Consider the following 25,859-nt stretch of genomic DNA (forward strand, 5'->3'; position numbering starts at 1 on the left):
TGGCAGGTGATGTGGCCGGAGGTCGATGTGGTGTGGCTCTACGAGCCGGCTAGTTTGAGCGGTTGAGGACACATGCGCACCACCTCGATCGGCGACGTGAAGGTCCTGCTGCCGGACCTCGAACCGGACGACCTCGACACCACGACGGAGCTGGCCGACGGCCTCACCGAGGCCCTCGTCGAGGGCGCAGGGTGGCGCGGCTCGCACCTTGAGGACGTCAGCATCCGCAGCAGTCTGATCACCGGCGTGGACCTGAGCGAGAGCACCTGGGAAGCCGGAAGCGTCTACGGCTGCGAGATCGTCCGCACCGACTTCTCTGGCGCGACCCTGACCGGCATAGCCATCGAACGCTGCGCCATCACCGGCTCCCGGTTCACCGGCACCAGATTCACCGACGTACGGCTCAAGGACGTCCTGTTCGACGGCTGCCGCTTCGACTACTCCACCTTCCAACGCGTCGCCGCCGCCGGTTCGGTCGCGTTCACCGACTGCACTTTCACCAACGGGGCGTGGTCCTCCTGCCGACTACGGAGCATCGCGCTGCGGTCATGTGAACTCACCGGACTGGAACTGGACTCCTGCCACCTCGACGGCACGGACCTGCGGGGCAGCCGGCTCCAGCGCCTCAAGACGCCGCTGGACAACCTGCGCGGCGTCACCCTCGGCGAGGACCAGCTTCCTGACCTCACCCAGCTGGCCGTCGCCGCCCTCAAACTCACTGTGCGCAACGACTGAAGCCGAGGAGGCATCGTGCTCGCTGAACCCACCGGCAGCCCGGACACGATCCTCGTCTGCATCCGGGGCAACTCCGGCTCCGGCAAGAGCAGCATCGCCCGCGAGCTACGACGCCGGCACGGCCGGGGCTGCGCCCTGGTCGAGCAGGACTATCTGCGCCGCATCCTGCTGCGCGAGCGCGACAAGCCCGGCGGCGCGGCACCGGCATTGATCGGGCAGACCGTCCGGTTCGCGCTGGATCACGGGTACCACGTGGTGCTGGAGGGCATTCTGCACACGAGCCGCCACCTCAGCATGCTGACCTCTCTGCGGGACGACCACCGCGGTCGCTCGCTGTTCTGCTATCTCGACGTGTCCCTGCCCGAAACCTTGCGCCGGCACCTCACCCGCCCGCAGGTCAGCGAGTTCACCGCCGAGCACATGAGCGGCTGGTACGCCGCCCATGACGTCCTGGGCTGGCCCGACGAACTCGTCCTACCCGAGACCACCGGACTGGACGAGGCCGTCGAGGCCATCGCCGTTGCTGCCGGGCTGCCCCAGACCGGACGCGACGACGACCTGCTGCCGAACCTTCCGCCCCCGTAGAGCAGCCCAACCGGCTACCGGTGCCGCCGTTTCGGCGCACCATTCCCCAACGTCTGTCCCGAATGGCCAGACAGCCCGCCAAGCACGGCGACTGCGACGGCGTGAAGCTCGCCTACCGCGCCCGTACGAGCCAGCTCTCGATGACCGTGAAGTCGTGCTCGGTCAGCCCGCGACGTGGGTCGACCCGATGCAGCAGGGGATGCGCGTCGGCCGGTAGGGCCGGAGCCCGGGGTGTGGCCATGCGGCATGCCCGGCTGAGTCGCCGTGGGTGTTCCGAATGGGATGAGGGTGCCGTCCACGTCGAGGAACAGCCAGGGACGCGGCGCAGGATCGGGCGTGGCCCCGGAGGCTAGCCCCATGTGGGGTGGTGCCACCCCTGCCACGCTGCGGCGCGGGGCCAAGCGCGCGCCTCGACGAGACGAGGGCCCTGAGCGCAGGATCGGCTCCGTGGCGATCAGGGATCCGTACGCGCCGAGGGCGATGACTCCGGCCGCGACCGGCCTGAAGTCGGCCGGCCGGCTGACGAACGCCGGCCGGCCGACTTCAGTCACGCCACGATGTCCCAGGTCGTTCGGCACTTCTCGTCGGCGCCGTTCGCGCCTTTGCGTTCGCATGCTTCGACATAGACCCGCGTGCCCGCCAGCAGTCTGACGTAGTAGGGCTCGGAGCAGGTGCCGCTGCCGCCCGCCGCGTGGAGCGTGACCTTGGCGTACACGGGCTCCCACCAGATCCGGCCGATGGTACGGCGACCGTCCGCTGCGCCCTCGTCACAGGCTCGGAACGCCGCATCGATTCCGGAGTTGGTGTAGATGGCGAAGCCGTTGCCGGCGGAGTACGGGTCGGCCGAATACACGACCACTGGGTACCCCGCCGAGGCGGTGTTCGGGGTGGCCACGAGCCCGGTGGCCGTGAGCACCAACGCCATCAGCGTGGCACCGAACCAGCGTGAACTCTTGCGGATCATCGGCAACCTCCTACCGTCGAGAAACGACCGGTGTGGTCGTCACGATCGATGGTGGGTGCGATCCGTCTGTGAATGACAGACGCGCGGGCAGTTCCGAACAGGTCCGAACACTGCGAACGCCTCCGGTGCGCCGCTTCTCAGGTCGAAGTGTCATGCAACCTCAGGTCACCGGCTTGGTGGCGGTCAGGAGCCGCCTGCCGAACGCGGCGCGTACATGATCAGGGCGACGCCGATCAGGCAGATGCCGGCGCCGATGATGTCCCACCGGTCGGGCCGGAACTTGTCGACGATCACGCCCCAGGCGAGGGATCCGGCGACGAACACGCCGCCGTAGGCGGCGAGGATGCGTCCGAAGTTCGGGTCGGGTTGGAAGGTGGCGACGAATCCGTACGCGCCGAGGGCGATGACGCCGGCGGCGATCCACCACAGGCCGCGGTGCTCGCGCCAGCCCTGCCAGACCAGCCACGCCCCGCCGATCTCGAACAGGGCGGCGACGACGAACAACAGGATCGAGCGGACGACGGTCATCCGTGGACCGTACCGATGGTGGTGAAGGGGATGGGGCAGCACGGCTGCCCGGCGCACTCGACGAGGTCGTCGCAGCCGGCTTTCACCGCGGCGCGCAGTGTGTCGGCGATGACCTGCAAATCGGCGATCTTCGCCTCGACCTCGGCGAGCTTTGCCTGGGCACGGGTCCGCAGGCCGGCGTCGGCGTGGTGACCGTGACGGTGCTCGCCCGCGTCGAGAAGCTCGGCGACCTCGTCGAGGGTGAACCCGAGCCGCTGCGCCGCTTTGATCACCTTCAGCAGGGTGATCGTTTCGGTTGGATAGAGGCGGTGCCCGCCGAGGCTTCGGTCTGGTTCGGCGAGCAGTCCGCGGCGTTCGTAATAGCGCAGCGTCTGCGGGTTCACCCCGGCCGCGGCGGCGACCTGGCCGCTGCGCAATCCGCTCATGCCGTCATCCCGGCGGCGGCTCGCAGCGCGAGCGCGTCGAGGACGTCGACGTGCGCGGCCGGCACCCGTACGTCGAGGCGCAGCGTGCCGGCGTCGGCGGCGAGGGTGAACGAGAAGAACGAGCAGCAGGAGCTTTCCCGGCCGATGAGGTCCCGGGCGGTCGCCTCGGCGGCCGGGTCGAGACGCCACAGCAGTTCGGTGGGGGACAGCCGCTGCTGCGCCAGCAGGAAGGTGGCGAACAGGTCGTCGAATTCGGCCAGCCGCAGCGGCAGTCGCCCGCTCGGCAAGGTGCACGACTCGGGCACCCACGCCGGGGAGTCAGTGGTCATACCAACGACGGTAAGGGTGTACCTGGGTACCGGATGCAAGCCCTACGGTCACGACAGACGGGGTTGCCGGCGCCCGTAGACGCCGGCAACCCCCTGGCTCAGTTGGCGTGGGTCAGGCGTGTGGTGATGCGCAGGCCCAGCAGGGTGTCGTTCATCCACGGCACCCGCTCCCGGTGCAGGCCGGCGGTCATCTGGTCGGCCCACACCTCGTACCGCTGCAGGAGCGTGTTGGCGCGGGACCGCGCGCTGGTGATCAGGCAGTCGCCCAGTGGGTCACCGGGCAGGTTCGACGAGTCGACAGCGGGCTCGCAGGGCACCTTGAGGCTGACCTGGTCGCGCAGTGGGCGGCTGGGGTCGAGTGGGCACGGCGTGGGGCCGCACTGGGCGTAGTTTCCGCTCGCCCTGGCATAGGCATTGCCGATCTTGGCGTCCGTCGGCATGTTCACCGGGATCTGGTACTGCCCGAACAGGTTCGCGGACAGCACGTCGTCCGAGTCGAGGGCGTTGGGCAGACCCAACCGGGTGTACGCCTGGAGCAGCCGCGCCGTCGTGTTCACCTTCTTGAGGGCGGTGGGTATCGCTCCGCTGACCTGGGTGCTCTGCTCCCGTACCCGGTCGTACATGGACTTCTGCCGGGCCTGAAGGAAACCGCGCAGGGTCGGCGTCAGCGTGGTGTCCAGTGCCGCGTTGGTGGTGACCGTGGCGCCGCTCGCGAAGGCGTACCGGCCGGACGGCCACTTCTGGGTCAGACCCTGCTCAGGCGTGGTTTCGCTGTCGCAGCTGAAGAACTCGCAGTAGACCTGGTAGACCTGCTCGTTCGGCCAGGTGTAGTCGGCGGTGCGCGAGTTCTGCCAGGCCGCCGACGAGTTCAGCCGGAACCGGCTGTGGATCTGCAACCGCAGCCTGCCGTAGGCGCGGATCACTCCACCGCTGTCGGTGATCCGGGTGTGGTGCCAGCTCGGCGTGTAGCAGTAGCCGACCTCCGGCAACTCCCGTACCCCGGCCGGCGGCTCGTCGTGGCGCGGTGTGTACGTGTACTGGAGTGCCCGCACCATGTTCGACATCAGGTCATAGCTGACGTTGCTGGGTCGGTCGATCTGCCTGCTGCCCTCACACGCGGGCACCGTCGCCTCGTCGGCCTTGGCCGGCGCCGGGGCGAGCGGCTTGTCGGTGTCCCAGAACAGGTCGTAGTTCTTGGGAGTCTTCACCTGTACGCCGTTGGCGTCCGGCTCGTAGCGGACCTGGACGTCGTTGGCTCGGAAGGCGGCCAGCGCTGCCGACAGCTCACCGGTGGCGGCGACGTACTCGTTGACCAGCCCGGTGATCAGGCTGTTGGCGTTGCCGTCGGCCGGTCGACCGAAGCTGGCCGCGAGGTCGGCGATGCGGGTGCCCTCGGCCTCGATCTGTGCGGCGCGGCCGGCGCTGACCTGGGCGGCGTACGTCGGGTTCTGGAGCATCAACATGGCGTACGCCTGCGCGCCGAGGTTCCACACCGCCGGGTTGCCGACCGGTGTCGACGGCTCGGCCATCGACGGGTCACGCCCGTTGGCGACCCGTGCCAGGTAGTTGATCGACCGGGCTTCGCCGAAGCTGTTCAGGACGGTGGTCGGGTCGACCGCCGGGTTGTCGGCGTCGGTCTTCGGTACGACGAAGGCGGCGCCGCCGGCCAGCTGCGTCGCGGTCAGGTGGAACTCGTTCTCCGGGTCGACGAACTCGTTGTACGTCGGGATCGGTTGACCGAAGTTCTCCCGGTAACCGATGTACTTGTTGATGTCGGCGCGGGCGTCGTGCAGGGTGGCGTCGCCGATCGCGGCCAGCACGGTGGCGGCGATGTCCTCCAGGCGCAGGCCGAGCTGGGCGACCTGCTGCTGCACCAGGGTGATCTGCGCGGTGTTGCCGGCGATCGCCGCGTTCAGTTTGTCGAACTGGGCCATCATGTTCGCGTACACCGTGTTGATCTGGGCCTCGATCCGCGCGAAGCTGGCGCGCATCTCGTCGCCGAGGGCCCGTACCTCGTCACGCAACGCTTTGACCTGGGCAAGGATCTGCGCGTCCAGCGATGGTCCGCTGCTGCCGAAGAGCCCGACGACGGACATCACCGCACCGAAGATGTTGCCGGTCATCGCCAACGTCGCGGTGCTGAAGATCGAGCCCGCGAGGCCGCGGCCGGTGATCGCCGCCGCGTACTTGGAGATCGCGCTGATGGTGGTGAGGACCGCCTCCCCGATCACCTTGGATTTCTTGCCGGCGTCGGGGTCGGCGAACCCGATGATGGTGGAGACCATGCCCAACCCGGCCTTGACGTCGGAGATCGTCTGCTGCCGAGCCTTGTCCCGGTCCTCGGCGGCCTTCTTGGCCGCCGCTGTGCACGCGGCGCTCGGCGGCCCTTCGGGCGGGCACTTGCTGTTGTTCTCGCCGATCTCGAGGCGGATCTCCAGGCTCAGGCCGAGCAGCTGCGCGTGCAGGTTGGCCAACTGCTGCTTGGCGGCCGCGACGTACGCCACCGAGTCGTCCCGCAGTGCCAGGATCGCGTCGAGGTCCACGTGCGAGAGCCCGGGATCCTGCCGGAGTTCCTCGTAGGTGCTGGTGATGTCCACCCCGACCGGCGCACCGAGGACGGCGTTCCAGGCGGTGGCGACCGGCGGGCTGGCTGCCCCCGCCTGTCGGGTCGCGGACCACACCGCGGTGAGAGCGTCGTCACGGCCGCGCAGCCACTGGGCGGTCCGCAGCGCGCCGGAGGCGAGTTCCTCGCGGGTGTCCCACGGCTCGACCGTCTTGCCGATCACGGCCCCGACCAGGCCGGTGATCTCCGGCGAGGTCCGGGTGTCGCCGCCGGGCGCGCCGAGCAGGATGTCGACGGACTTGAGCAGCAGGTCCTGTTCGGGCAGCAGGAGGTCGAACGTGGTCAGCGAGCCGTCGAGCAGCTGCTGGCGTGCGGTGAGCTGGGTCTGTGCCTGTTCGGCGGTGGCGTTCGGGTGCAGCCGGTGCCACTGGACGAACTCGGCCGACAGCACGGCGGTCTTGATCCGAGCGGCGCCCTGGAGGTGGATCTCGGCGACCTGGCCGAAGGCCCGGTCGGTGAGCGCTGCCTGAGGGATGGGGACGGGGACAGGATCGGCCGACGCGGGCTCACCGAAGAGCACGCCTGCCGCGGTGACCGTGATCATCGCCAGCACGGCAGTCCCGCGCCTGGTGCGCGTGGAACGTGTGAGTGTCATGCCGCGAACGTATTGAGCTGCCTGAAAGGGCGCTGAAAGCGCGCTGACTCGCGCTCAGCCGGCGGCGGGTGACGCGGCCGGCGCGTCGAGGGCCGGTGCCACGACGGCGAACGCCTGGTCCATCAGCTCGGCCAGGTGCTGCTCGTCGTCGCCCGGCTGCCACCGCTGAAGCACCGTGTCGAGTGCCAGCAGTGCCATCCCGGCGGCCATCCGTGGGTAGGGGTCGGTGTGCGGGTCGAGGCGACGACGGTTGGCCAACTCGGCGGACAGCTCGGTGCGCCACTCGATCTGGCGTTCCAACCAGCGGGCGTGCAGGGCGGGGGTGTCCAGGATCAGACGGACGACGACCCGGGCTCGCTCGGAGTGCTCCGGGTGGTCGTTGCAGGCGGCGAGCGGCACCCAGAGTGCGTGGCGCAGCGCGACCGACGGCGGCTCGGCGGGCGGTCGGGCGGCGAGCTCGGTGATGATGTCCGCGCTGGTGTCGGCCAGGAACCGGACGACCACGTCCTCCTTGGACGCGAAGTAGCGGAAGAAGGTACGCCGTGACATGCCGGCCGCCGCCACGATGTCGTCGACTGTCACGGCGTCGAAACCCTTGGTCGCGAGCAGCATCAGGGCGGCGTCACGCAACTCGTCGGCGACGAGCTGGCGTTTGCGCTCGGCCAGGCTGTTGTCCGTACGAGATTTCATCAGCCGATGCTACGTCATTCGCTGCCGCATGGTGCCTTTGTTGGCATCATGCGCATTGCTTGACACTGAGTGCCACGGGTAGCACAGTGGGTCGCATGACTGTCGATGGCTGGTCCACTGAACAGATTCCCGACCTGAGCGGCCGTACCTTCGTCGTCACCGGTGCCACGGCGGGCCTCGGCCTGGTCACGACCCGGGCACTCGCCGTCCGCGGTGCGCGCGTCGTGCTGGCCGTGCGCGACGAGGAGAGAGGTCGCCGGGTGGCGGCCGACATCGCCGCAGCCCGGCCGGGTGTCGACCTGGAAGTCCGGCGGATCGACCTCGCCGACCTCGACTCGGTGCGGGAGTTCGCCGACGGGATGCACGCCGACCATCGCCGGGTGGATGTGCTGATCAACAACGCGGGGGTGATGGCCCTGCCGCGCGCCCTCAGCCCGCAGGGTCACGAGATGCAGTTCGCCACGAACCACCTCGGGCACTTCGCTCTCACCGGGCTCCTGCTCGATCTCCTGCTGGCCGGTCGGGACCCACGGGTGGTCACCGTCACCTCGGTCAACCACCGGCAGGCGAAGATGCGCTTCGACGACCCGACCGGCGAGCGAAGCTACTCTCCGATGGGCTTCTACAACACATCCAAGCTGGCCAACGCCATCTTCGGCTACGAGCTGCACCGGCGGCTCAGCGCCGTGGCGAGTTCGCTGGGCAGCTTCCTCGCCCACCCCGGCTACACCGCGACGAATCTGCAGAGCAGCGCTACCACGCCGATCTGGCGACTGCTGCTGGGCCGGATCGGCAACCCACTCCTCGCCCAGCCGGTCGATCGCGGTGTCTGGCCGCAGCTGTTCGCCGCCACCGACCCCGGCGCGCAGCCGGGCAAGCTCGTCGCCCCGGGCGGGCCGGGCGAACTGCGCGGCCACCCCGCGCCGGCGAAGCTCTCCGCCGCCGCGACCGACCCCGAACACGGCCGCCGTCTGTGGGAACTGTCCGAACAGGCCACCGGCGTACGGTTCGGCGCGCTGCGACCGTCGAGCTGATCGCTGCGCATCCAGCAGCCGTCACGTTCCGCCCTGCCAGATCGTCCAGGGGGCGAGCAGACACAACGGAGGAAAGAATGTTCGCTGCCTACGTCACGGTCACCATCGTCGCGTCGATCTTCACCGGCTTCGCCGCCGTCACCTACCTGATCGGTCACGACTATCCGAAGGCCCAGGCGGACATGAAGCGCGTGCCACGGTCATGGGTGCCGCGGTTGGGCATGGCGCTGGCGGCAGGCTCGCTGGGGTTGCTGGCGGGCTTCGCCGTACCGCTGCTGGGCACTCTCGCCGCCGCTGGGCTGGTGCTGTATTTCATCGGCGCGCTCATCGCGCATCTGCGCGTCGGCTCCCGTCAGCTGGTGGGCTGGGCCGTCTTCTTCGTCACCGAGGTGGCCGCGCTGACAGTGAACGTCTTCTATCACTGGTGAATCGGTTGGTACGCCTCCCACGACGTCCCGGGCTGGCTCGACGAACTCGTCCTGCCGGAGCGGCTATTGCCCGACAATCGAGAGACATCTATAGTTGCGCGGATCACAACAATCATGGCCGTGGTGACGCGGCCGGGTCGTCGAAGCGCTTCGACGATTCGTCGTTCAGGCCCGTCAGCCGGGTGTCGAGCCTGGTCACGCCGGCCTCGGCGCCCGCTGGGCGTCTGTCGTACGACATGAGGAGAACCGCATGCGGAACTGGCGCCTTCGGCGCGGAATCACCGCGCTCGCGCTCGCCCTGCTGGCCCTACCGGCCGTTCCCGGCACCGCGCTCGCCGAACCCTCCTACCCGTTCCGAGATCCCAGCCTGCCCGTGAACGTCAGGGTCGACGACTTGCTCGGCCGGCTCACGCAGGACGAGAAGATCTCCTGGCTGCACCAGTACCAGCCGGCCATTCCCCGGCTGGGCATCGGCCTGTTCAAGACCGGCACCGAGGCGCTGCACGGGGTGGCCTGGTCCACCGACATCGACAACAACGGCGCGGTGGTCAAGGCTCGCGGCACCGCCTTCCCACAGCCGGTGGGCATGGCGAGCACCTGGAACACCGACCTGATCCGGCAGGTCGGTTCGGCCGTCGGCGACGAGGCGCGCGGCTACCACGCGCAGAATCCCCGGGTCTGGGGGCTCAATCTCTGGGCGCCGGTGGTCAACCTGCTGCGCGACCCCCGGTGGGGCCGCAACGAGGAGGGCTACTCCGAGGACCCTCTGCTCACCGCGAAGATCTCCACCGCGTACGGGTCGGGAATGACCGGCGGTGACCCGAACCACCTGAAGAGCGCACCGACCCTCAAGCACTACCTGGCCTACAACAACGAGGTCCGACGCGACGTGACCTCCTCGAACGTGCCGCCTCGGGTGCTCAACGAGTACGACCGCGCCGCCTTCAAGCCGGCCATCGCGGCCGGTGCGGCGACCGGGGTGATGGCGTCGTACAACCTGGTCAACGGTCGTCCGGCGACGGTGGACCCGGACCCGATGACGGTATTCCGGGACTGGACCGACAGGCCGCTGATGAACGTCACCGACGCCTGGGCGCCGAATAATCTCGTCAACACCCAGAAGTACTACGCCACCCAGGCCGAGGGCAACGCGGCGATCATCAAGGCCGGCCTGAGCAGCTTCATCACCGACGACACGAACGCGCAGCCGACCATCACCGCGATCAAGCAGGCCCTCGCCACCGGTCTGCTGACCGAGGCCGACATCGACGCCCGGATCCGCGAGATCCTCAACATCCGATTCCGGCTGGGTGAGTTCGACCCGGGCGGCGGCCGGTACGGCGACATCACCCCGGACGTCATCAACAGTCCGGAACACCAGCGGTTGGCCCGGCAGGCCGCCGGCGAGGCGATGGTGCTGCTGAAGAACGAGCGACAGGCGCTACCGCTGGACCCGGCCCGGACCCGCAAGGTGGCGGTGCTCGGCCCGCTGGCCGACACCCTCTACTCGGACTGGTACGGCGGCGACCTGCCCTACCAGGTGACGGCGCTCGACGGCATCCGCGAACGGCTGGGCGGCTCAGCCAGTGTGCGAGGGCTCGACGGGGCGGACCGGATCGCCCTGAAGGACGTGTCGACCGGCCGGTACATCTCGGCCACCGGCACCACCGATGCCGACCCGGTCCTCGGGACCGGTGCCGTCCCGGCGCTCGTCGCCCAGTTCGACGTGGTCGACTGGGGGCAGGACGTGGTGACGTTGCGCAACGCCGCCAATGGCCGCTACCTAGGCTACAACTGGGGGCCGTTCGTCACCCGCGACGAGCAGCCGAACGGGTGGTACGTGCAGCAGCAGTTCAAGCTTGAGCCGCAGGCCGACGGAACTGTGGTGCTGCGCTACGTCGGCTACGAGACCAAGGAGAGCTGGTTCGGTGCCGACACGTACGTGACGGTCGGCGACGACGGCGCCCTCAAGCTCGGCGCGTCGACCCCGGCCGCCGCGACCCACTTCAGTCGCAACCTGATCAGCAGCGGCATCGACCGGGCCGTGGCGGCGGCCAAGGCGGCCGACACCGCGGTGCTGGTGGTCGGCAGCAACCCGTTCATCAACGGTCGGGAGGCGCACGACCGGACCTCCACGGCGCTGAGCGCCGGCCAGGAGGCGCTGGTCAAGGCGGTGGTCAGGGCCAACCCGCGGACCGTGCTCGTGCTCCAGACCAGCTACCCGGTCACCATCCGATGGGAGCAGGAGCACGTACCGGCCATCGTCTGGACCACCCACGCGGGTGCGGAGACCGGTCACGCCATCGCCGACGTCCTCTTCGGCGACCGTAACCCGTCCGGCCGGCTCACCCAGACCTGGTACCGCTCCGACGCGCAACTACCGCCCGACCTGCTGGAGTACGACATCATCTCGTCCGGGCAGACCTACCTCTACAACCGCGCGAAGCCGCTCTACCCGCTCGGCCACGGGCTGTCGTACACCCGCTTCCGGTACGGCCAACTGCGTGCCGGTGCCCAGTCGGTGGCGGCCGACGGCACCATCACGGCCAGTGTCGACGTGACGAACGTCGGCAGCCGGACCGGGACCGAGGTCGTTCAGCTCTACACCCACCAGCGCACCTCGCGGGACGCCACCCCGATCCGCCAGCTCAAGGCGTTCCAGCAGGTGAAACTCGCGCCTGGGCAGACCCGTACGGTGACCCTGCGTCTGCCCGCCGCGGATCTGGCGCACTGGGACGTCACCCGCAGCAGGTGGGTGGTCGAGTCGTCAGTCCACGACCTGATGGTCGGGGCGTCCGTCGAGGACATCCGCGCCCGCGCCGCGGTCCGGGTCCGCGGCGAGACCATCCCGGCCCGCGACCTGTCCCGGCCCACCCGGGCGGAGAACTTCGACAGGTACGCGGGGGTCCGGCTCGTCGACGAGACGAAACCCAGTGGTACGGCGGTCGGTGCCACCGCCGCCGGTCAGTGGATCTCCTTCGACGGTTCCGCGCTGCGTGCCGGCGAGCGCACCTTCACCGCGAAGGTCGCCAAGGCCGGTGCGGGTGCCGGCACGATCCAGATCCGGATGGGGTCGCCCACCGGCCGGCTGCTCGGCACGGCCACGGTGCCCAGCACCGGCGACGACTACCGGTACGTCAGCGCCAGCACCGAGTTGGCCCGGGTCGTCGGCACCCACGACGTGTACCTGGTGTTCGACTCCCCGCTGCGGCTGGCGGAGTTCTCCATCAGCTGACCGGAGATCGGGGCCGGGTCGATCGTCGACCCGGCCCCGACCCGGCTCGGGCCGCGTGCCCGCCCGGTGCTCAGCGGCGACGTCGTCGCAGCACTGTGGATTCGTCGGACGACGTGATCACGGGTGTCCGGGCGACATGGCTGATCTGCCCGGTCCGTGGGTATTTATGCATAGACGCTCCCCGATTGACTGTTGCATTGGTCAGACGTGTGACCTACGCTCCCAGTAAGAATTTCGGGGCGGTTAACAAAGAGTGCGGTCGGGGCGACGGAAATCCCCGCCGGCCCTTCGTGGCGTCGCTGTTCCGTACTCGTCGCTCGATACGCACTTTGGGCACCACATCGACGACCAGTGAGAGGAACAGACGTGAAGTCAGCCTTATCCACCGCTCGAATGTCAGTGTTGGCGGTGGCGGCGCTTGTCGCCGCCACACTGCCGGCAGTGCTGACAAACCAACTCCCGGCCTCGGCCGCGGTCCAGGCGACCTACTATGTCGCCCCGGACGGTAACGACGCCAATCCGGGAACGTTGCAGTCACCGTTCAAGACGATCCAACGTGCGCGGGACGTCGTTCGAACGATAAGCGGGAACCTGACCGGCGACGTCAACGTCCTTCTCCGGGGCGGCACCTATCCGGTGACCAGCACCATCGAATTCGGGTCGAGTGACTCCGGCACCAACGGATACCGGATCAGCTACGGTGCCTACGCCAACGAGAAGCCGGTCCTTGACGGTGGCGTCCAGGTGACCGGGTGGACTCAGCACAGCGGCAACATCTGGAAGGCGCCGCTCGACCGCGCCAACAAGCTGCGGGCGCTCTACGTCAACGACAAGCGCGCTGTCATGGCGACGAAGACGATCAGCTCGGGCGGGTGCTTCGGGACGTACAACATCACGGCCAACCAGGCCGCGTGGGCCTGGGAGTCGGGGTCGCAGTGTGACGGCGCCAGGTACAACCAGAGCGACTTCCCCGCCATCGCGCGCAACCAGGACGACATCGAGATCGAGACGGGCACGACCTGGACCACTGCCATCGTCGGCGTCCGACAGGTGACCACCGACGGCGGGAGCCGGGTCGCCCTGTTCCAGCAGCCGGGTGCGGCCATCGCGCAGGGCGCGTTCAACGGCAACGCCCAGGTCGGCGGCACCCACAAACTCATGAACGCGTACGAGTTCCTGGACGCGCCCGGTGAGTTCTACTTCGACAAGGGCACCAAGACGGTCTACTACTACAAGGCCAGTGCCGAGAACATGTCGACAGCCACGGTCTACGCGCCGAACAACGTCACCACAGTGCTGCGCGTGGCCGGCACCTCGACGTCGAGCCATGCCCGCAACATCACATTCTCCGGTCTGACGGTGCGGCACTCGGACTGGAACCTGTTCAACGTGGCCGGCTCGTCCTTCAAGCAGGCGCAGCAGGGCAACCTCGGAGCGCAGGTGTACGCGAAGGGCAACTTCCACGTCTACCACTACCGCAACGTGGACGTCACCCCCGGCATCATCCAGATCCAGAACGCCGACGGCCTCCTGCTGCAACGCAACCGGATCGAGCACACCGGCGCGGACGGCATCAGCATGGTCAACGACGTGCAGGGCACGCAGTTGATCGGGAACGCCACCAACGACATCGCGGGGTCGGCCATCAATGTCGGTCATCCCCAGCACGTCTACATCGGCGACGGCACGTCGACCAACCGGGAGAAGTACTCCGCGTCGGTCGAAGGGCTGCCGAAGAACATCGACATCAAGAACAACTACCTGTACGACAGCGCCGTCCTGTTCAACGGGCACAGCCCCATCTCGGCGTACTTCGCCGACACCCTCACCATCCAGCGCAACCGGATCGAGAAGGCCCCGTGGTCGGGCATCACGCTCGGCTGGGGCTGGTGGAACTTCGACGGGTCGTCGGGTTCGATCCAGCCCAACCGTCCCACCACGACGGCGAGAAACAACACCATCAGCTACAACCACATCATCGACACGGTGCAGCGCCTGAGTGACACCGCGCCGATCTACACGCTCGGCAGCCAGCCCGGGACCACCATCACCAACAACTATCTCCAGGGCGTGCCCTCGGGCCACAAGTACGGACTGCACCCGGACGAGGGATCGGCCTTCATTACCTTCCGGGACAACGTGCTGAGCATCGACAAGAACGTCACCTGGATGATTAATTCAGACGACTTCGGGCGCAAGCACGACCTGAGCATCACCCAGATCTACGGCCCGATCAACAAGGTCTCCAACAAGAACCTGCCGAACAGCACGGTCGCCGACATCCTCGTCTCCTCCGACTACGTGTGGCCGGCTGCGGCGTACAGCATCGCGGCGAACTCCGGCCTTGAGGACGCGTACCGGGACATCATCCCGGCGAGCAACTTCTCCGCGCCGAACTACGTGCTGCCGGCCAGCACGTTCGTCGCCAGTGCCACAGCGTCGATCCCGATCCGGAGCACCGGCGACGCCACCAAGTCGGTCTGGTTGGCGCCGTACGGCACGACCACCTTCACCGCCGGGGCGACGATGACCAGGGCGGCCGGCAACGCGACGTCCATCGCCGTGCCCACCACCCAGGGTGAATACCGGCTCTACGTCGTCGACGCACAGGGCAACCGGTCGGCCGAGTCGACTTCGATTATCCGGCAGCAGCAGGGCGGCGGCAGCGGTACGGGGCAGGGGCAGCTCCTGGGTGGCCAGTCCGGCCGCTGTGTCGAGGTGCCGAACTCGTCGACCACGAACGGCACCCAGGTGCAGCTATACGACTGCGGGAGCGGCACGAACCAGCGGTGGACCGCCACCAGCAGCAAGCAACTGACCGTCTACGGCAACAAGTGCCTGGACGCGTCCGGGAACGGCACGGCCAACGGCACCCAGGTCATCATCTGGGACTGCCACGGCGGCACGAACCAGCAGTGGAACGTCAACAGCAACGGCACCATCACGAATGGTCAGTCCGGGCTCTGCCTCGATGCCAACGGCGCTGGCACCGCCAACGGCACCAAGATCATCCTGTGGTCCTGCAACGGTGGTCCGAACCAGCAGTGGACGCTGCGTAGCTGATCCACCCAGACTCCGGGGCCAGGCCGACACGGGCCTGGCCCCGGGCTACTTCTGGTAGCCGTAGTTGTCGCAGGTCCGGCGGCCGAGGACGCAGCTCTTGGTGCGCTTGTTCATGGTGTCGACGTCCCACATCACGAACGCGTCGCCGTGCATCGACGAGGCGCTCTTACCTTCCTTGTCGGAGGACAGGTAATAGCCCGCCGGGGTGCCCTTCGCCGGGTACTTGATGTCGAAGGTGATCGCCGGGATCCGGACCGGGTGGCTGGTCGGGCAGCCGTTGCCGCCGCCGTACGCCACGTGGTCCTTGTGGTTGGGGCTGTCCAGGTGCTTGCCGTCCCAGCAGTCGGGGAACTGCATCATGAAGTGCAGCGTCGCGTTGCCCCCGCAGATGGGCCAGTTGCCGTTGGTGCTGCGGGCGATGCCGTCGAGGTCACCGGGGCCGTAGAAGGCGCAGTAGAACTGGCCGGTCGCGCCCCGCGGGGTCGGCTTCTTCTTCTTGGCGTCGCCGGAGATCATGCGCAGGCCGTTGGGCATCGGCATCTGGCCTGTCGAGTTCTTGGCCAGCGAGCGGTAGTAGACCCGGAACCCGGTGGTCTCGACCGGCTTTCCCGTCGCGTTGTCGTAGAGCGTGGGCACCCAGTAGGCGGAGTGGTCCTGGACGGGCTTGCAGGAGGTGGCAGTGAACTTCGTCAGGTCGCCGGCGACGGTGCTCGCGTCGACAGCCTTGTTGCCGACGAACGAGTGCATGTGCGACGCGCCCGGTAGGCCGGGGGCGACGATCGGGTCGTCCGGTAGCCGGTGGCTGTACTGGCAGTCGGCCCGGAATTCCGGGAGGTTGCCCACCCCGGACGGAACGGGGTCGATCTTCAACGCCCGGTACGCGTCGGCCTGCGCTTTCCAGGTCGCCCGGTCGACCGGAATCCAGCCGGTTGCCGGGGCCTTCGGCGCGGCAGCGGTCGACGGTGTCGCGCCGGTCGACGGGGTCGTGGCGGTCGACGGCGTCGCAGCGGTCGATGCCGCCACCCCGGGCGACGCCGGCTGCCCGGCCGGTGGCGAGGGGTAGTCGAGGGCGTTGGCCGCGTTCGACGGCTCGGGCGTCATGTCGCCACTGGCCAGGTACACGCCTCCGGCGGCGATGACGAGCGCGACTGCGGCTCCCGCGGCCGCGCCCAGTCTGTTGCGGGTGAACCAGCTCGGCGGGCGGTGACGGGGCGGCGGTTGGCCCGCGTCCGGTTCGGGCAACGAGGCGTACGACACGGGTCACTCCCAACGAGCAGACGACGGCGCAGACCCGGACGGCCACGGCCGCCGTATGGTAGGCGCTTCCCGATCACGACCGACAGCTTCCTAAAGCTTCCTTAAAGAAGGTTGGTCGTTCGTCTCCCGCCCAGCGGCCGCGTCCCGTGCTCACGGACGGACGGCGTCCACAGGGGGTGACGACGGCGGCGACCACCGGTGTCGATGGCCGCCGTTCGGTACGTCGTCCGCCCGATATCACGCCTCCGGCGTGACCTCGGCCTGCTGCTCCCCGCTCGAAGGCTCCTCGACCTCGTTCGCCGCCGGCGTGGACGTCGGCTCGGTCCAGGAGAACTCGATCTCGACGGACACCTCCGTCTCGCTCTCCCGTTCGATCTCCAACTCGCAGCGCACGGTGTCCGCCACGGACACGGCACCCGCGGCGCCGTAGAAGAGCCGCCCGTCGGTTTCCAACTGGTTCGCCAACTGACGCAGCCAGGCGGCCAGGTCCGAGCGTGACACCGTACGGGCGTCCTCGTAGATATCCATGCCGGCCATGCTCGCACTCCACAAAGGACCGCCGGAGAAGGGCTTCGGCCGCACGCACGTCGGCCGCATGGTATGGATCTTGTGGTGGTGGACGGTCAGCAGGGGAAATGTCGCCGAGCGAGGTGCTACCGGACATCTGGCGGGTACGTGTGGGAGATGACGTCGACCTGGAAACCCCACGAGAAACACGGTGGCCTGTCGGACAAGGACAAGCGCGAGTTGCCGGAGAGCGTTTTCGCGTTCCCCGACAAACGCAAGGAGCCGATGACCGACGCGGGCCACGTCCGTAACGCCATCGCCCGGTTCGACCAGGTCCAGGGCGTCACCGACAAGGAGCGCGACCTGGCATTTCAGAACATCCTCGCCGCCGCCGCGCACTACGATGTCGAGGTCGCGGAGACGAACTGGCGTCAACTCGGCAAACTTCCGCACACGCCGAATTCGGCCCACTGACCGGTTCTGGCCGCGTACCTGCTGGATAGGGACGCCCGCTGCGGGTAAGCGGCGCTGATGCCCGCGAAGCAGCAGCCAGCAACCGGCGGCGACCCGTCGCCGCGTGAGGGGGCCCGGGCCGGCCGGGTGTCGGACGGCCTGCGCGAGCGGGTGCGCCACGGGCTGCGCACCCGCGCCTGGCGACTGCGCCTCTACGGGTTGCTGTCCGTGCAGGCCGGCGTCGCGGCAGCGCTGGCCTGGTTCGTGGTGTTCCAGTTCCTGGGCAATCCCACCCCGGTCCTCGCGCCCACCACGGCGGTCGGCATCGTGGCCGCCTCGATGGGCTCACGCCTGCGGCGCACCATCGAACTGCTGATCGGGGTGGTTCTCGGGCTCGCTGTCGGCGACACGCTCATGCCGTTCTTCGGCATCGGGGCCTGGCAGACCGGTGTGGTCGTCGTGCTGGCGATCATCGTCGCGGTGCTGCTCAAGGGCGGCGGTTCGCTGCTCACCCAGGCCGGCGGCACCGCGGTGCTCATCGCCACCCTGGAACCCCCGGTACGGGACCTGTCAGTGCCCCGTTTCGTCGACGCCGCGGTCGGCGGGTTGATCGGCCTGGCGGTCGGTCTGCTGGTGGTGCCCATCCACCCCCAGCGGACCGTGAAGCGGCTGGCCGAACCCGTCCTCGACCCGGCCATCGCCGCCATGCACGACCTGGCCACGGCGCTGCGACTTCGGGATCTTGACGGCGCCCAGCGGAGCCTGGGCGCTTTACGCGGCCTCGGCTCCCGGCTGACCGTGCTCGACGAGGGCCTCGGCGCCGCCCAGGAGGTGGTGCGACTGGCGCCACTGCGCTGGCGGGAGCGCCCATCCCTGGCCTTCTACACCGATGCCGTCCGACATATGGAACGCAGCCTGTACGCCTGGCGCGCGATCGCGAGGAGACTCACCAGGGTCCTGCGGGACGGCGAACCGGTGCCGGAGGAGTTGCCAGCGGCCATCGACCTGCTGGCCGACAGCGTGCAGATGCTGCGCTGCGCGATCCGCGCGCGGGCAGAGCCGCAACAGGCGCGCCAGCAGATCCTGACCGCCGTCGAGTTGGTCGGGAAGGCGCAGGGACCCGCCGCGTCGGATCCCACCCGCCCGCACACCCACCGGCTGGGCTACTCCGGCATGATCGCCGCGGGTGACTTCCGCACGTCGGCACACGACCTGCTGATGGCAAGCGGGCTCAACGCCGACGAGGCGGCAGCGCTGGTGCGGCGCACGGCGGACCGGGACGAGTGGGACTGAACCGCCCCGGCACCTCCGTCAGGTCGCCTTCAGCGAGGCGAGGACGTCGAGGTAGTGCGGGTTCTTCATGACGCCCAGCACGTTGCCGAACGGGTCGACGACCGCCGCCGTGACGAACCCCTCGTCCCCGTGCGGGGTGATCGGCTGGTACTCCGTGGCACCCATCGCCAACAGCCGCGTAACTGTCGCCTCGAGATCGTCGACGCACCAGTGCATGACCGCGCCGCCGGGCCCGGTCGCCGCGCCGGCCGGCGCGTACCTACTGTCGATGATGCCCAGCTCGGCCTGGTAGTCCCCGATGCGGAACTCGGTGTAGGCCGGGCGTCCGTCGGGGCCGGGGCGCATGAAGTACGCCTCGATCCCGAGGAAGTCCGCGTACCAGGCCGTGGCCGCTGCCACGTCGTCCGCCCAGATGTTCAGTGTGGCGAATCCTCGCAGGCTCATCGGGTGTCCTCTCGTCGATGTCGTTGGTGGTGACGCTATCGACCGCTGCGGAGGCTTCGCTTCCGCAATGAGCGGTGGGTCTCGACCGTGTCGGGCGGCGGGCCGCATCTTTCGGCGGTCCCCGGGTAGTCGCTGCCATTGCCAGCACGGATGGCGGGGGACAACGTGCAGAGCTACCCGGCAGTCGAGAACCACGGTCTGATCGGTGACCTACAGACCGCTGCGTTGATCAGCACGGACGGCACCGTCGACTGGTTCTGCGCGCCGCGCTTCGACTCGCCGAGCGTCTTCGGCGCGCTGCTCGACCGCCGCAACGGTGGCCACTTCCAGCTCTCGCCCGACGGCGTCGACTACTCCAGCAAGCAGCTCTACCTGCCCGGTACGCCGATCCTGATCACCCGCTTCCACAGCGCTGACGGTGTCGGGGAGCTCTTGGACTTCATGCCCGTCACCGGTGCGGAGGCCACCGACCGGCATCGGTTGATCCGCCTGGTCCGGATGGTCCGGGGGAGCATGCGGTTCCGCTTCCACTGCCGCCCGCGGTTCAACTACGGGCGTGATCCGTACGAGTTGGAGGTGCACCCCGAGGGCGACGTCTTCCGGAGCCCGACGCTGACCTTCTCCCTCGCCGCCTTCAAGGACGTGGAGCGGGCGTTCCACGTGGGGGACTTCCACCGCGACGCCGACGGCGTGTCCGCGCGGTTCACGCTGCACGCGGGCGACATCGGCGGGGTTGCCCTGGAGACGGCCAGCCCGGACGCGCCCCGCGCACTCACCACCGACGAGGCGTGCGAACTGCTCGCCGAGACCCGCGACCACTGGCGGCGGTGGGTGGGCCGCTCCCGCTACAAGGGCCGGTGGAGGGAGGTGGTCGAGCGGTCGGCGATGACCATCAAGCTGATGACGTACGCACCGACCGGCGCACTTGTCGCCGCGCCCACCGCGGGGCTGCCCGAGCAGATCGGCGGGCAGCGGAACTGGGACTACCGCTACACCTGGATCCGGGACGCGTCCTTCTCGGTGCACGCGCTGCTGCGCCTGGGCTTCACCGACGAGGCCCAGAAGTATCTGCTCTGGCTCGACGCGCGCATCCGTGAGGCACGGGACGACAACATGCCCCTGCAAATCATGTACCGCATCGACGGCTCACCTGACATTCCGGAGGAGGTGCTGGGTCACCTGGAGGGCTACCGCGGATCGGCACCGGTGCGGATCGGCAACGGCGCGGCGGACCAACTGCAACTCGACATCTACGGCGAGGCGCTCATCTCGTTGGAACTCGCGGACCGCAATGGGCTGATCCCGCCGTACGAGGGGTGGCGCAAGACGGCAGGGTTGATGGACTGGCTCTGCGACCACTGGGACCAGCCCGAGGACGGGATCTGGGAGACCCGGTCCGGCCGGCAGGACTTCACCTACGGCCGGGTGCTCTCCTGGGTCGCGTTGGACCGGGCCATCCGGATCGCGCGACGCCGGGGCCGCCCCGGCGACATCGCCCGCTGGTCCGCCGAACGCGACGCCATCTACCAGCAGGTGATGACACGCGGGTTCAACCAGGAACGTGGCGCGTTCGTGCAGCACTACGGTTCCGACATCCTGGACGCCTCGCTGCTGGCGATGCCCGGGCTGAACTTCATCTCGCCGACCGACCCGATGTGGGAGTCCACGCTGCGGGCCATGGACACCGACCTCGTCTCCGACAGCCTGGTCTACCGCTACGACCCGAGGGCCTCGCCGGACGGTCTCGCCGGCACCGAGGGCACCTTCAACATGTGCACCTTCTGGTACGTGCAGGCGCTCGCCCTGGCCGGCCGGCTCGACGACGCCCGGTTGACCTTCGAGAAGATGCTGACCTACAGCAACCCGCTCGGCCTCTACTCCGAGGAGATCGCGCCGACCGGCGAGCAGATCGGCAACTTCCCGCAGGCGTTCAGCCACCTCTCGCTGATCAGTACGGCGGCCCACCTCGACGACCTGCTCGAGCAGGGCTGACGGTCCGGTCAGAACAGCGTCAACGGCTCGACCGGGATCGGCTCGGGCAACGCCTCAAGCCCGGGAACCCGTGCCCGTACCTCGTCGTGGAACCGGCGGGCGAGCGTCGGCGCTTCGGCGTTGTCCGGGGTGTGGATGAACATCGTCGGCGAGCGCCCCTCGCGCAGCCAGGTCACTGTCATGTCGATCCAGCGCTGCCACCCCTCGACCGTGCGCGTCGGGTCGTCGCGGCCGAGGTAGCGGACGATCGGCCGGTCGGTCAGCGCGAGGGGCCGGAGCGGCACGCGGGGCTTCTTGGTCCAGGCGTCCCGCTCCGCGTCACTGGTAGGCGGGCTCGCGAAAAAGGCAGTCGTGTCGAAGGGGATCCACTCGGCGTGGGCGGCGGCGAGGGTCGCCCCGAGCAGTCGGGCCGCCCGCTCCTCGGTGAAGAACGCCTGATGGCGCACCTCCACCGCGTACCTGTGGGACTGCGGAAGCTGTTGCAGGAAACGGCCCAGGGCCGGGACGTCGGCCGGCGCGAACGAGCCGGGCAGTTGGATCCAGAGTGCGTGGGCGCGCGGGCCGAGCGGTTCGATGGCGTCCAGAAAGGCGCTCAGTGGTTCGTCGACGTGGGTGAGCCGGCGTTCGTGCGTGATGACCTTGGGAAGTTTGAGGACGAACCGGAAGTCGGGGCCCGTCTGGGCGGCCCACGAGGCCACGGTTTCCCGGGCCGGGGTCGCGTAGAACGTGGTGTTGCCCTCCACGGCGTCACACCAACTGGCGTAGTGCGCCAGGCGCTCGGTGGGCGGCAGCCGGTGCCCCGGCCACGACCGGTGACTCCACATCGCGCACCCCACGTGCAGACGCATGACCGCCCTCCCGACTTGACCGGAGCCCACCGTATCCGGGCCGGCGGACCCGGCGGGGTCCACGGTCCGCCAGGTAGGGTCCGTCGCCATGCGTGTGCTGTTCGCCAGTCTTGCGTCCGTCGGTCACACCTACCCGCTGATCCCGCTGGCGATCGCCGCCCGGGACGCCGGGCACGAGGTCCACTTCGCCGCCGGTACGGAGGTGCACGCGCCACTCGCCGCGAACGGCCTGCGGCCGTTCCGTCCCGGCGACGCCTTCTACGAGGTGTACGCCGAGGATCTCGCACCGGAGCTGGCGCGGCTGCGGCCCGACCTCGTGGTGCACGAGTGGGGGTTGCCGGGGGCGGCCGTGGCGGCTCACCGGGCCGGGATCCCGGGCCTGTGGCACGGATTCGGCCGGCTGTTTCCCGAGGGCATCGGCCTGGAACTCCCGACCAGCAACGCCGAGGTCGTGGGTCGGCCGCACCTGGACATCTGGCCACCTTCGCTGCAGGACAAGGGCTTCCTCGCCACCGAACGCCGGATCGAGCTGCGACCGGTCTCGTTCTCGACGCCGGCCCCACTGCCCGCTCGCTTGGGCCGGCCGTTGATCTATCTGACCCTCGGCACCGCTTTCGGTACGCCGGAGCTGCTCCGCACGGCCATCGCCGGTCTGGCGACGCTTGGCGCGCAGGTGGTGGTCGCGGCGGGCCGGGTGTCAGTGGAACAGCTGGGCGACATCCCCGACCAGGTCAGCGTGCATCAGTGGGTGTCGCAGGTGGAGTTGCTGCCGCTCGTTGACGTGGTGGTGCACCACGGGGGTAGTGGCACCACCCTCGGTGCGCTCGCGGCCGGCGTACCCCAGTTGTTGCTGCCGCAGGGCGCGGACCAGTTCGCCAACGCGGAGGCCCTCACCGCGGCCGGGGTCGGTCTTCGGCTTCTCCCCGGGGAGGTGGACGCGGGTGCCATCGCCGAGCAGGTCCACCGGCTGCTGCCGCAGCACGGCAACGCCGAGCAGCGCGACGCGGCTCGCGCGGTCGCCGACGAGATCGCCGGCATGCCCTCGCCGGCGGCGGTCGCCCGGATCCTGCCGGAGTACTCGGCCTGACTGGAGGCGAGATCGTCAACTCGGGGTTGACGAGGCGCATGCGTCAACCTATGGTTGACGCATGACAGATCCTCTTCAGATCGGTAGCACCGTCAAGCTCGACGACCTGATCCAGGCGATCAAGACGGCGCACACCGACGCGCTCGACCAGCTCACCGACGCGGTCATCGCCGCCGACCACCTCGGCGAGGTCGCTGATCATCTGATCGGGCACTTCGTCGACCAGGCTCGGCGCTCGGGCGCCTCCTGGACCGACATCGGCCGCAGCATGGGCGTCACCAAGCAGGCCGCCCAGAAGCGCTTCGTGCCGAAGGCGACCGACGCGGCCGCGCTCGACCCCAACGCCGGCTTCGGCCGGTTCACCCCGCGCGCCCGCAACGTGGTGATGGCCTCGCAGGAGGAGGCCCGCGCCAGCGGCAACGCCGAGATCGGCCCCGAGCACCTGGTGCTGGGCCTGCTGGCCGAGCCGGAAGGGCTGGCCGCCAGGGTGATGGCTGGTCGCGGCGCCACCCCCGAGGCGGTACGGGAGGCGGTCGCCGCCGTCCTGCCATCGCGCGCCGAGCAGGTGCCGGACCTCATTCCGTACGACGCGCGCGGCAAGAAGGCGCTGGAGCTGACCTTCCGGGAGGCGCTGCGCCTCGGGCACAACTACATCGGCACCGAGCACATCCTGCTCGCCCTGCTGGAGCAGGAGGACGGCGCCGGCGTGCTCACCAACCTGGGCCTGGACAAGGCGACGGTCGAGGGCGACCTGGCTGCCGCCCTCGCCGCCGCCGTCGGAAAGAAGTGAGAACCCGGGGTCAGGACGCCTCAGGGAAGCCGTAACGCAGGGCGTGCTCCGGATCGGCCGGGTCGATCTGGCGTACGCCCGCGTCGGCGAGTCGCTTGTTGACCTCGTCGAGCTGCTCGCGCACCAGGCGTGCCTCCTCCTCGGTGACCCGGCCCCGGTGTGGCTTGCCGGCGTGCTCCAGCGTGCCGTAGTCGATCTTCTCGGTGGTCTTGCGGGCCTTGGGTGGGCGGACCCGCTCGGCCGTCTTCAACAGTTGCGCCATCGGCACGTCGGTGGCCATCGCGTCGAACTCGCTGGCGGTCAGCACCACCCGGCGGGGCTCACCGTGGCCGTGCCGATCGTGGATCTCCACCACCGCCACGTCCAACGCGGCGTCGTCGATGTTCTCCACCTCGCCCGGGGTGGCGTCCAACTGCACGGGCCCGGCGACCAGGTCCGGGTGCTCCAGTACGACGACGCGGACCACCTCGTCGTCCTGCTGCAGAACCGTGCCGGTGAAGTCGGAGACGTGGATCGTCTTCTTGCCCATGCGCGGAGCTTCTCCTGTCGTAGGCCGGGATGGCGGACCACAAGAAATTACCCGACAGGTGTGCGAAAGCCGCCGCTGGACCTCCTCCGGTGTGTCGGCCCCCGAGCGAACGTCAGAGGCCACCCGCTCGGTGGTGCGTCAGTGGTTGTTCAGGCGGTGCCGACTGGAGCTGCCGACGGACAGCTTGTTCAGGCCGGCCCACGACAGGGCGCTGCCGCCGACCGTCCGAGGGTTCCGGTAGCGCGGCTGGGGCGGATTGCCCCCGACGGCCTCCGCGGCCCGCCAGAGTCGCTCGGGGTCCTGCTGGTAGTGGTCGCTCGGCTGAATCGGCATGCGTTCACCGTCCCAAACAAAGGTGTCCAGATATGGAAATACATATGACGGTCAATCCCAGTGCTCGGTTCCCGGACCCTTTTCCGCTCGGCCCTGACGTATCCTGCGCCCGGCCCTGCCGTCCGGCGTACGGTGATCGACGACGGGTCGGGTGACGCGGGGAGGTGCGCATGCTCGACCGGCGACTTCACCTGCACCTGGCCACCTGGCTCGGCCAGTGGCCGGCCGGGCCGGGGTTGCACGTGGTCGCCTCGCAGCGGCGTGCCGAACCGGCCTGGGACGGCCGGCTACGCCCCGCGCTCGCCGTGGACACCGGGCAGAGCGCCGTGCTCTCTGTTGCGCCGGACCGGGTGGCGGCGATCCGCGCGTTGGTTCGCCAAACGCCGGCTCGGTTGCTCGCCGCGTTGCCGGAGGCCGTCGGCCGGCCCGAATTCTGCGTACACGACGGTCCGTTCCGGTGGAGCCGGACACCCGCTCCGCTGCCCGACGTGGGGGAGTGGACCGATCCGACCGCCACCGGGCTGCCGCCGTGGCTGCGACTCTTCGACCGGCCGGTGCTGGTGGTCCGTGACCCGGACGGCGCCTATCTGGCCGGTGCGGCAATCAAACGGCACGACGCGTACGGGCACGAGTTGGCAGTCGGCACGGTGCCGGCCGCCCAAGGGCGCGGCCTCGCCCGTCGGCTGGTGGCCCAGGCTGCGCGGCGGGTGCTCGACGAGGGAGCGATCCCTACCTACCTGCATGAGCGGGACAATCACGCCTCGGCCCGGGTCGCCGAAGCGGCTGGCTTCCCGGACCGGGGCTGGCGCGCGTACGGGGTCTATCCGCGCTGACCGGCCCGAAGCCGCAGCTGTCCGCGATCTTGCACTTTCTGTCGCGACACACCCGGGCATTCCACGCATCTCAACCACCGAAACTGCAAGATCGGCGGGGTGAGGGCGGGGCGGGGTGAGGGCGGGGCGGGGTGATGGGCGCGGACCGTGGATCCCGGGCCGGATCCATGCCGGTGGGCGCGTACCCGGGCGGCGCCTCGCCGTTGGGTGTGCACCAGCTCATCGGCGATGTCTGGGAGTGGACCTCGACAGCGTTCGA

26 protein-coding genes are annotated in these 25,859 nt (G+C 69.1%); 13 read left to right on the forward strand and 13 right to left on the reverse strand.

Annotated features, from left to right (window positions below):
- Positions 1 to 72 precede the first annotated feature (72 nt).
- On the forward strand, positions 73 to 735 hold the full coding sequence (locus AB0B68_RS24680; protein ID WP_357262981.1) for a pentapeptide repeat-containing protein: 663 nt from the start codon (positions 73 to 75) through the stop codon (positions 733 to 735).
- 15 nt (positions 736 to 750) lie between these two features.
- Positions 751 to 1,320, forward strand: a complete 570-nt coding sequence (locus tag AB0B68_RS24685) for a kinase (RefSeq protein ID WP_357262984.1) — start codon at positions 751 to 753, stop codon at positions 1,318 to 1,320.
- 112 nt (positions 1,321 to 1,432) lie between these two features.
- Here the strand turns inward: AB0B68_RS24685 and AB0B68_RS24690 are convergent, their stop codons facing one another.
- The 7 genes from AB0B68_RS24690 to AB0B68_RS24720 all read right to left on the reverse strand — a co-directional run bounded on the left by AB0B68_RS24690 (position 1,433) and on the right by AB0B68_RS24720 (position 7,474).
- A complete protein-coding gene (locus AB0B68_RS24690; RefSeq protein WP_357199382.1) occupies positions 1,433 to 1,561 on the reverse strand; it encodes a hypothetical protein in 129 nt (42 codons plus the stop codon).
- Between the two features lie 306 nt (positions 1,562 to 1,867).
- Complete coding sequence (locus AB0B68_RS24695; protein ID WP_357262987.1) at positions 1,868 to 2,284, reverse strand: hypothetical protein; 417 nt, start codon at positions 2,282 to 2,284, stop codon at positions 1,868 to 1,870.
- A 183-nt stretch (positions 2,285 to 2,467) separates the two neighbouring features.
- Complete coding sequence (locus AB0B68_RS24700; protein ID WP_355005396.1) at positions 2,468 to 2,812, reverse strand: YnfA family protein; 345 nt, start codon at positions 2,810 to 2,812, stop codon at positions 2,468 to 2,470.
- Positions 2,809 to 3,237, reverse strand: coding sequence for a MerR family transcriptional regulator (locus AB0B68_RS24705; RefSeq protein WP_357262990.1), 429 nt, complete (start codon positions 3,235 to 3,237; stop codon positions 2,809 to 2,811). Before AB0B68_RS24705 ends, AB0B68_RS24700 begins: the two co-directional genes overlap by 4 nt.
- Positions 3,234 to 3,566 carry a hypothetical protein gene (locus AB0B68_RS24710; RefSeq protein WP_357262993.1) on the reverse strand — a complete coding sequence of 111 codons (333 nt, stop codon included), beginning with the start codon at positions 3,564 to 3,566 and terminating at the stop codon, positions 3,234 to 3,236. Before AB0B68_RS24710 ends, AB0B68_RS24705 begins: the two co-directional genes overlap by 4 nt.
- 98 nt (positions 3,567 to 3,664) lie before the next feature.
- Complete coding sequence (locus AB0B68_RS24715) at positions 3,665 to 6,784, reverse strand: hypothetical protein (RefSeq protein WP_357262996.1); 3,120 nt, start codon at positions 6,782 to 6,784, stop codon at positions 3,665 to 3,667.
- Between the two features lie 54 nt (positions 6,785 to 6,838).
- Positions 6,839 to 7,474 (reverse strand): TetR family transcriptional regulator, encoded by a 636-nt coding sequence (locus AB0B68_RS24720; RefSeq protein ID WP_357199397.1) that lies wholly within the window; start codon positions 7,472 to 7,474, stop codon positions 6,839 to 6,841.
- 95 nt (positions 7,475 to 7,569) lie between these two features.
- Here AB0B68_RS24720 and AB0B68_RS24725 point away from each other — a divergent pair, with 95 nt between their 5' ends.
- The 4 genes from AB0B68_RS24725 (at position 7,570) to AB0B68_RS24740 (ending at position 15,234) form a co-directional block, all read left to right on the forward strand.
- Positions 7,570 to 8,508, forward strand: a complete 939-nt coding sequence (locus tag AB0B68_RS24725) for an oxidoreductase (protein ID WP_357262999.1) — start codon at positions 7,570 to 7,572, stop codon at positions 8,506 to 8,508.
- Positions 8,509 to 8,585: 77 nt separating this feature from the next.
- Entirely contained in the window at positions 8,586 to 8,936 is a 351-nt protein-coding gene (locus tag AB0B68_RS24730) for a DoxX family protein (RefSeq protein WP_357199402.1), read from the forward strand.
- Positions 8,937 to 9,186: 250 nt separating this feature from the next.
- Positions 9,187 to 12,171: a glycoside hydrolase family 3 C-terminal domain-containing protein gene (locus AB0B68_RS24735; protein WP_357263002.1), complete on the forward strand. Its 2,985-nt coding sequence runs from the start codon at positions 9,187 to 9,189 to the stop codon at positions 12,169 to 12,171.
- Between the two features lie 393 nt (positions 12,172 to 12,564).
- The gene (locus AB0B68_RS24740; RefSeq protein WP_357263006.1) at positions 12,565 to 15,234 is read left to right on the forward strand and encodes an RICIN domain-containing protein; all 2,670 of its coding nucleotides are present in this window, start codon (positions 12,565 to 12,567) and stop codon (positions 15,232 to 15,234) included.
- Between the two features lie 45 nt (positions 15,235 to 15,279).
- Here the strand turns inward: AB0B68_RS24740 and AB0B68_RS24745 are convergent, their stop codons facing one another.
- Positions 15,280 to 16,491 (reverse strand): DUF1996 domain-containing protein, encoded by a 1,212-nt coding sequence (locus AB0B68_RS24745; RefSeq protein ID WP_357263009.1) that lies wholly within the window; start codon positions 16,489 to 16,491, stop codon positions 15,280 to 15,282.
- A 237-nt stretch (positions 16,492 to 16,728) separates the two neighbouring features.
- Complete coding sequence (locus AB0B68_RS24750; RefSeq protein WP_357263012.1) at positions 16,729 to 17,028, reverse strand: amphi-Trp domain-containing protein; 300 nt, start codon at positions 17,026 to 17,028, stop codon at positions 16,729 to 16,731.
- Between the two features lie 147 nt (positions 17,029 to 17,175).
- Here AB0B68_RS24750 and AB0B68_RS24755 point away from each other — a divergent pair, with 147 nt between their 5' ends.
- Positions 17,176 to 17,472 (forward strand): DUF6582 domain-containing protein, encoded by a 297-nt coding sequence (locus AB0B68_RS24755; RefSeq protein WP_357199412.1) that lies wholly within the window; start codon positions 17,176 to 17,178, stop codon positions 17,470 to 17,472.
- Between the two features lie 57 nt (positions 17,473 to 17,529).
- Complete coding sequence (locus tag AB0B68_RS24760; protein WP_357263017.1) at positions 17,530 to 18,744, forward strand: FUSC family protein; 1,215 nt, start codon at positions 17,530 to 17,532, stop codon at positions 18,742 to 18,744.
- A gap of 18 nt (positions 18,745 to 18,762) precedes the next feature.
- Here AB0B68_RS24760 and AB0B68_RS24765 read toward each other — a convergent pair whose 3' ends face one another.
- On the reverse strand, positions 18,763 to 19,188 hold the full coding sequence (locus AB0B68_RS24765; RefSeq protein ID WP_357263020.1) for a VOC family protein: 426 nt from the start codon (positions 19,186 to 19,188) through the stop codon (positions 18,763 to 18,765).
- A gap of 165 nt (positions 19,189 to 19,353) precedes the next feature.
- Here AB0B68_RS24765 and AB0B68_RS24770 point away from each other — a divergent pair, with 165 nt between their 5' ends.
- Positions 19,354 to 21,180: a glycoside hydrolase family 15 protein gene (locus AB0B68_RS24770; RefSeq protein WP_357199440.1), complete on the forward strand. Its 1,827-nt coding sequence runs from the start codon at positions 19,354 to 19,356 to the stop codon at positions 21,178 to 21,180.
- Between the two features lie 8 nt (positions 21,181 to 21,188).
- Here AB0B68_RS24770 and AB0B68_RS24775 read toward each other — a convergent pair whose 3' ends face one another.
- Positions 21,189 to 22,004, reverse strand: coding sequence for a DUF72 domain-containing protein (locus tag AB0B68_RS24775; RefSeq protein WP_357199442.1), 816 nt, complete (start codon positions 22,002 to 22,004; stop codon positions 21,189 to 21,191).
- A 112-nt stretch (positions 22,005 to 22,116) separates the two neighbouring features.
- Here AB0B68_RS24775 and AB0B68_RS24780 point away from each other — a divergent pair, with 112 nt between their 5' ends.
- Entirely contained in the window at positions 22,117 to 23,115 is a 999-nt protein-coding gene (locus AB0B68_RS24780) for a glycosyltransferase (RefSeq protein ID WP_357263024.1), read from the forward strand.
- Between the two features lie 61 nt (positions 23,116 to 23,176).
- Entirely contained in the window at positions 23,177 to 23,905 is a 729-nt protein-coding gene (locus tag AB0B68_RS24785; protein ID WP_357199422.1) for a Clp protease N-terminal domain-containing protein, read from the forward strand.
- A gap of 10 nt (positions 23,906 to 23,915) precedes the next feature.
- Here the strand turns inward: AB0B68_RS24785 and AB0B68_RS24790 are convergent, their stop codons facing one another.
- Together AB0B68_RS24790 and AB0B68_RS24795 are read right to left on the reverse strand one after the other, a co-directional pair.
- Positions 23,916 to 24,434, reverse strand: a complete 519-nt coding sequence (locus AB0B68_RS24790; RefSeq protein WP_357199425.1) for a hypothetical protein — start codon at positions 24,432 to 24,434, stop codon at positions 23,916 to 23,918.
- Between the two features lie 138 nt (positions 24,435 to 24,572).
- Positions 24,573 to 24,767 carry a DNA repair protein gene (locus AB0B68_RS24795; protein WP_357199428.1) on the reverse strand — a complete coding sequence of 65 codons (195 nt, stop codon included), beginning with the start codon at positions 24,765 to 24,767 and terminating at the stop codon, positions 24,573 to 24,575.
- 170 nt (positions 24,768 to 24,937) lie between these two features.
- On the opposite strand from AB0B68_RS24795, the gene AB0B68_RS24800 reads away from it, so the two are divergent.
- Positions 24,938 to 25,600: a GNAT family N-acetyltransferase gene (locus AB0B68_RS24800; RefSeq protein WP_357263028.1), complete on the forward strand. Its 663-nt coding sequence runs from the start codon at positions 24,938 to 24,940 to the stop codon at positions 25,598 to 25,600.
- Between the two features lie 131 nt (positions 25,601 to 25,731).
- Positions 25,732 to 25,859, forward strand: a 128-nt coding sequence (locus AB0B68_RS24805; RefSeq protein WP_357263031.1) for an SUMF1/EgtB/PvdO family nonheme iron enzyme, incomplete at its 3' end; no start/stop codon positions are given.

The sequence above is a fragment of the Micromonospora sp. NPDC049049 genome (assembly GCF_040649115.1).
In the GTDB taxonomy this organism is placed as follows: Bacteria; Actinomycetota; Actinomycetes; order Mycobacteriales; family Micromonosporaceae; genus Micromonospora.

Bases quoted from the DNA above. Each gene is read 5' to 3' on its own strand.
- AB0B68_RS24680 (WP_357262981.1), top strand. From the start codon at position 73: ATGCGCACCACCTCGATCGGCGACGTGAAGGTCCTGCTGCCGGACCTC.
- AB0B68_RS24690 (WP_357199382.1), bottom strand. From the start codon at position 1,561: ATGGCCACACCCCGGGCTCCGGCCCTACCGGCCGACGCGCATCCCCTG.
- AB0B68_RS24695 (WP_357262987.1), bottom strand. From the start codon at position 2,284: ATGATCCGCAAGAGTTCACGCTGGTTCGGTGCCACGCTGATGGCGTTG.
- AB0B68_RS24700 (WP_355005396.1), bottom strand. From the start codon at position 2,812: ATGACCGTCGTCCGCTCGATCCTGTTGTTCGTCGTCGCCGCCCTGTTC.
- AB0B68_RS24705 (WP_357262990.1), bottom strand. From the start codon at position 3,237: ATGAGCGGATTGCGCAGCGGCCAGGTCGCCGCCGCGGCCGGGGTGAAC.
- AB0B68_RS24710 (WP_357262993.1), bottom strand. From the start codon at position 3,566: ATGACCACTGACTCCCCGGCGTGGGTGCCCGAGTCGTGCACCTTGCCG.
- AB0B68_RS24715 (WP_357262996.1), bottom strand. From the start codon at position 6,784: ATGACACTCACACGTTCCACGCGCACCAGGCGCGGGACTGCCGTGCTG.
- AB0B68_RS24720 (WP_357199397.1), bottom strand. From the start codon at position 7,474: ATGAAATCTCGTACGGACAACAGCCTGGCCGAGCGCAAACGCCAGCTC.
- AB0B68_RS24725 (WP_357262999.1), top strand. From the start codon at position 7,570: ATGACTGTCGATGGCTGGTCCACTGAACAGATTCCCGACCTGAGCGGC.
- AB0B68_RS24730 (WP_357199402.1), top strand. From the start codon at position 8,586: ATGTTCGCTGCCTACGTCACGGTCACCATCGTCGCGTCGATCTTCACC.
- AB0B68_RS24735 (WP_357263002.1), top strand. From the start codon at position 9,187: ATGCGGAACTGGCGCCTTCGGCGCGGAATCACCGCGCTCGCGCTCGCC.
- AB0B68_RS24740 (WP_357263006.1), top strand. From the start codon at position 12,565: ATGTCAGTGTTGGCGGTGGCGGCGCTTGTCGCCGCCACACTGCCGGCA.
- AB0B68_RS24750 (WP_357263012.1), bottom strand. From the start codon at position 17,028: ATGGCCGGCATGGATATCTACGAGGACGCCCGTACGGTGTCACGCTCG.
- AB0B68_RS24755 (WP_357199412.1), top strand. From the start codon at position 17,176: ATGACGTCGACCTGGAAACCCCACGAGAAACACGGTGGCCTGTCGGAC.
- AB0B68_RS24760 (WP_357263017.1), top strand. From the start codon at position 17,530: ATGCCCGCGAAGCAGCAGCCAGCAACCGGCGGCGACCCGTCGCCGCGT.
- AB0B68_RS24765 (WP_357263020.1), bottom strand. From the start codon at position 19,188: ATGAGCCTGCGAGGATTCGCCACACTGAACATCTGGGCGGACGACGTG.
- AB0B68_RS24775 (WP_357199442.1), bottom strand. From the start codon at position 22,004: ATGTGGAGTCACCGGTCGTGGCCGGGGCACCGGCTGCCGCCCACCGAG.
- AB0B68_RS24780 (WP_357263024.1), top strand. From the start codon at position 22,117: ATGCGTGTGCTGTTCGCCAGTCTTGCGTCCGTCGGTCACACCTACCCG.
- AB0B68_RS24785 (WP_357199422.1), top strand. From the start codon at position 23,177: ATGACAGATCCTCTTCAGATCGGTAGCACCGTCAAGCTCGACGACCTG.
- AB0B68_RS24790 (WP_357199425.1), bottom strand. From the start codon at position 24,434: ATGGGCAAGAAGACGATCCACGTCTCCGACTTCACCGGCACGGTTCTG.
- AB0B68_RS24795 (WP_357199428.1), bottom strand. From the start codon at position 24,767: ATGCCGATTCAGCCGAGCGACCACTACCAGCAGGACCCCGAGCGACTC.
- AB0B68_RS24800 (WP_357263028.1), top strand. From the start codon at position 24,938: ATGCTCGACCGGCGACTTCACCTGCACCTGGCCACCTGGCTCGGCCAG.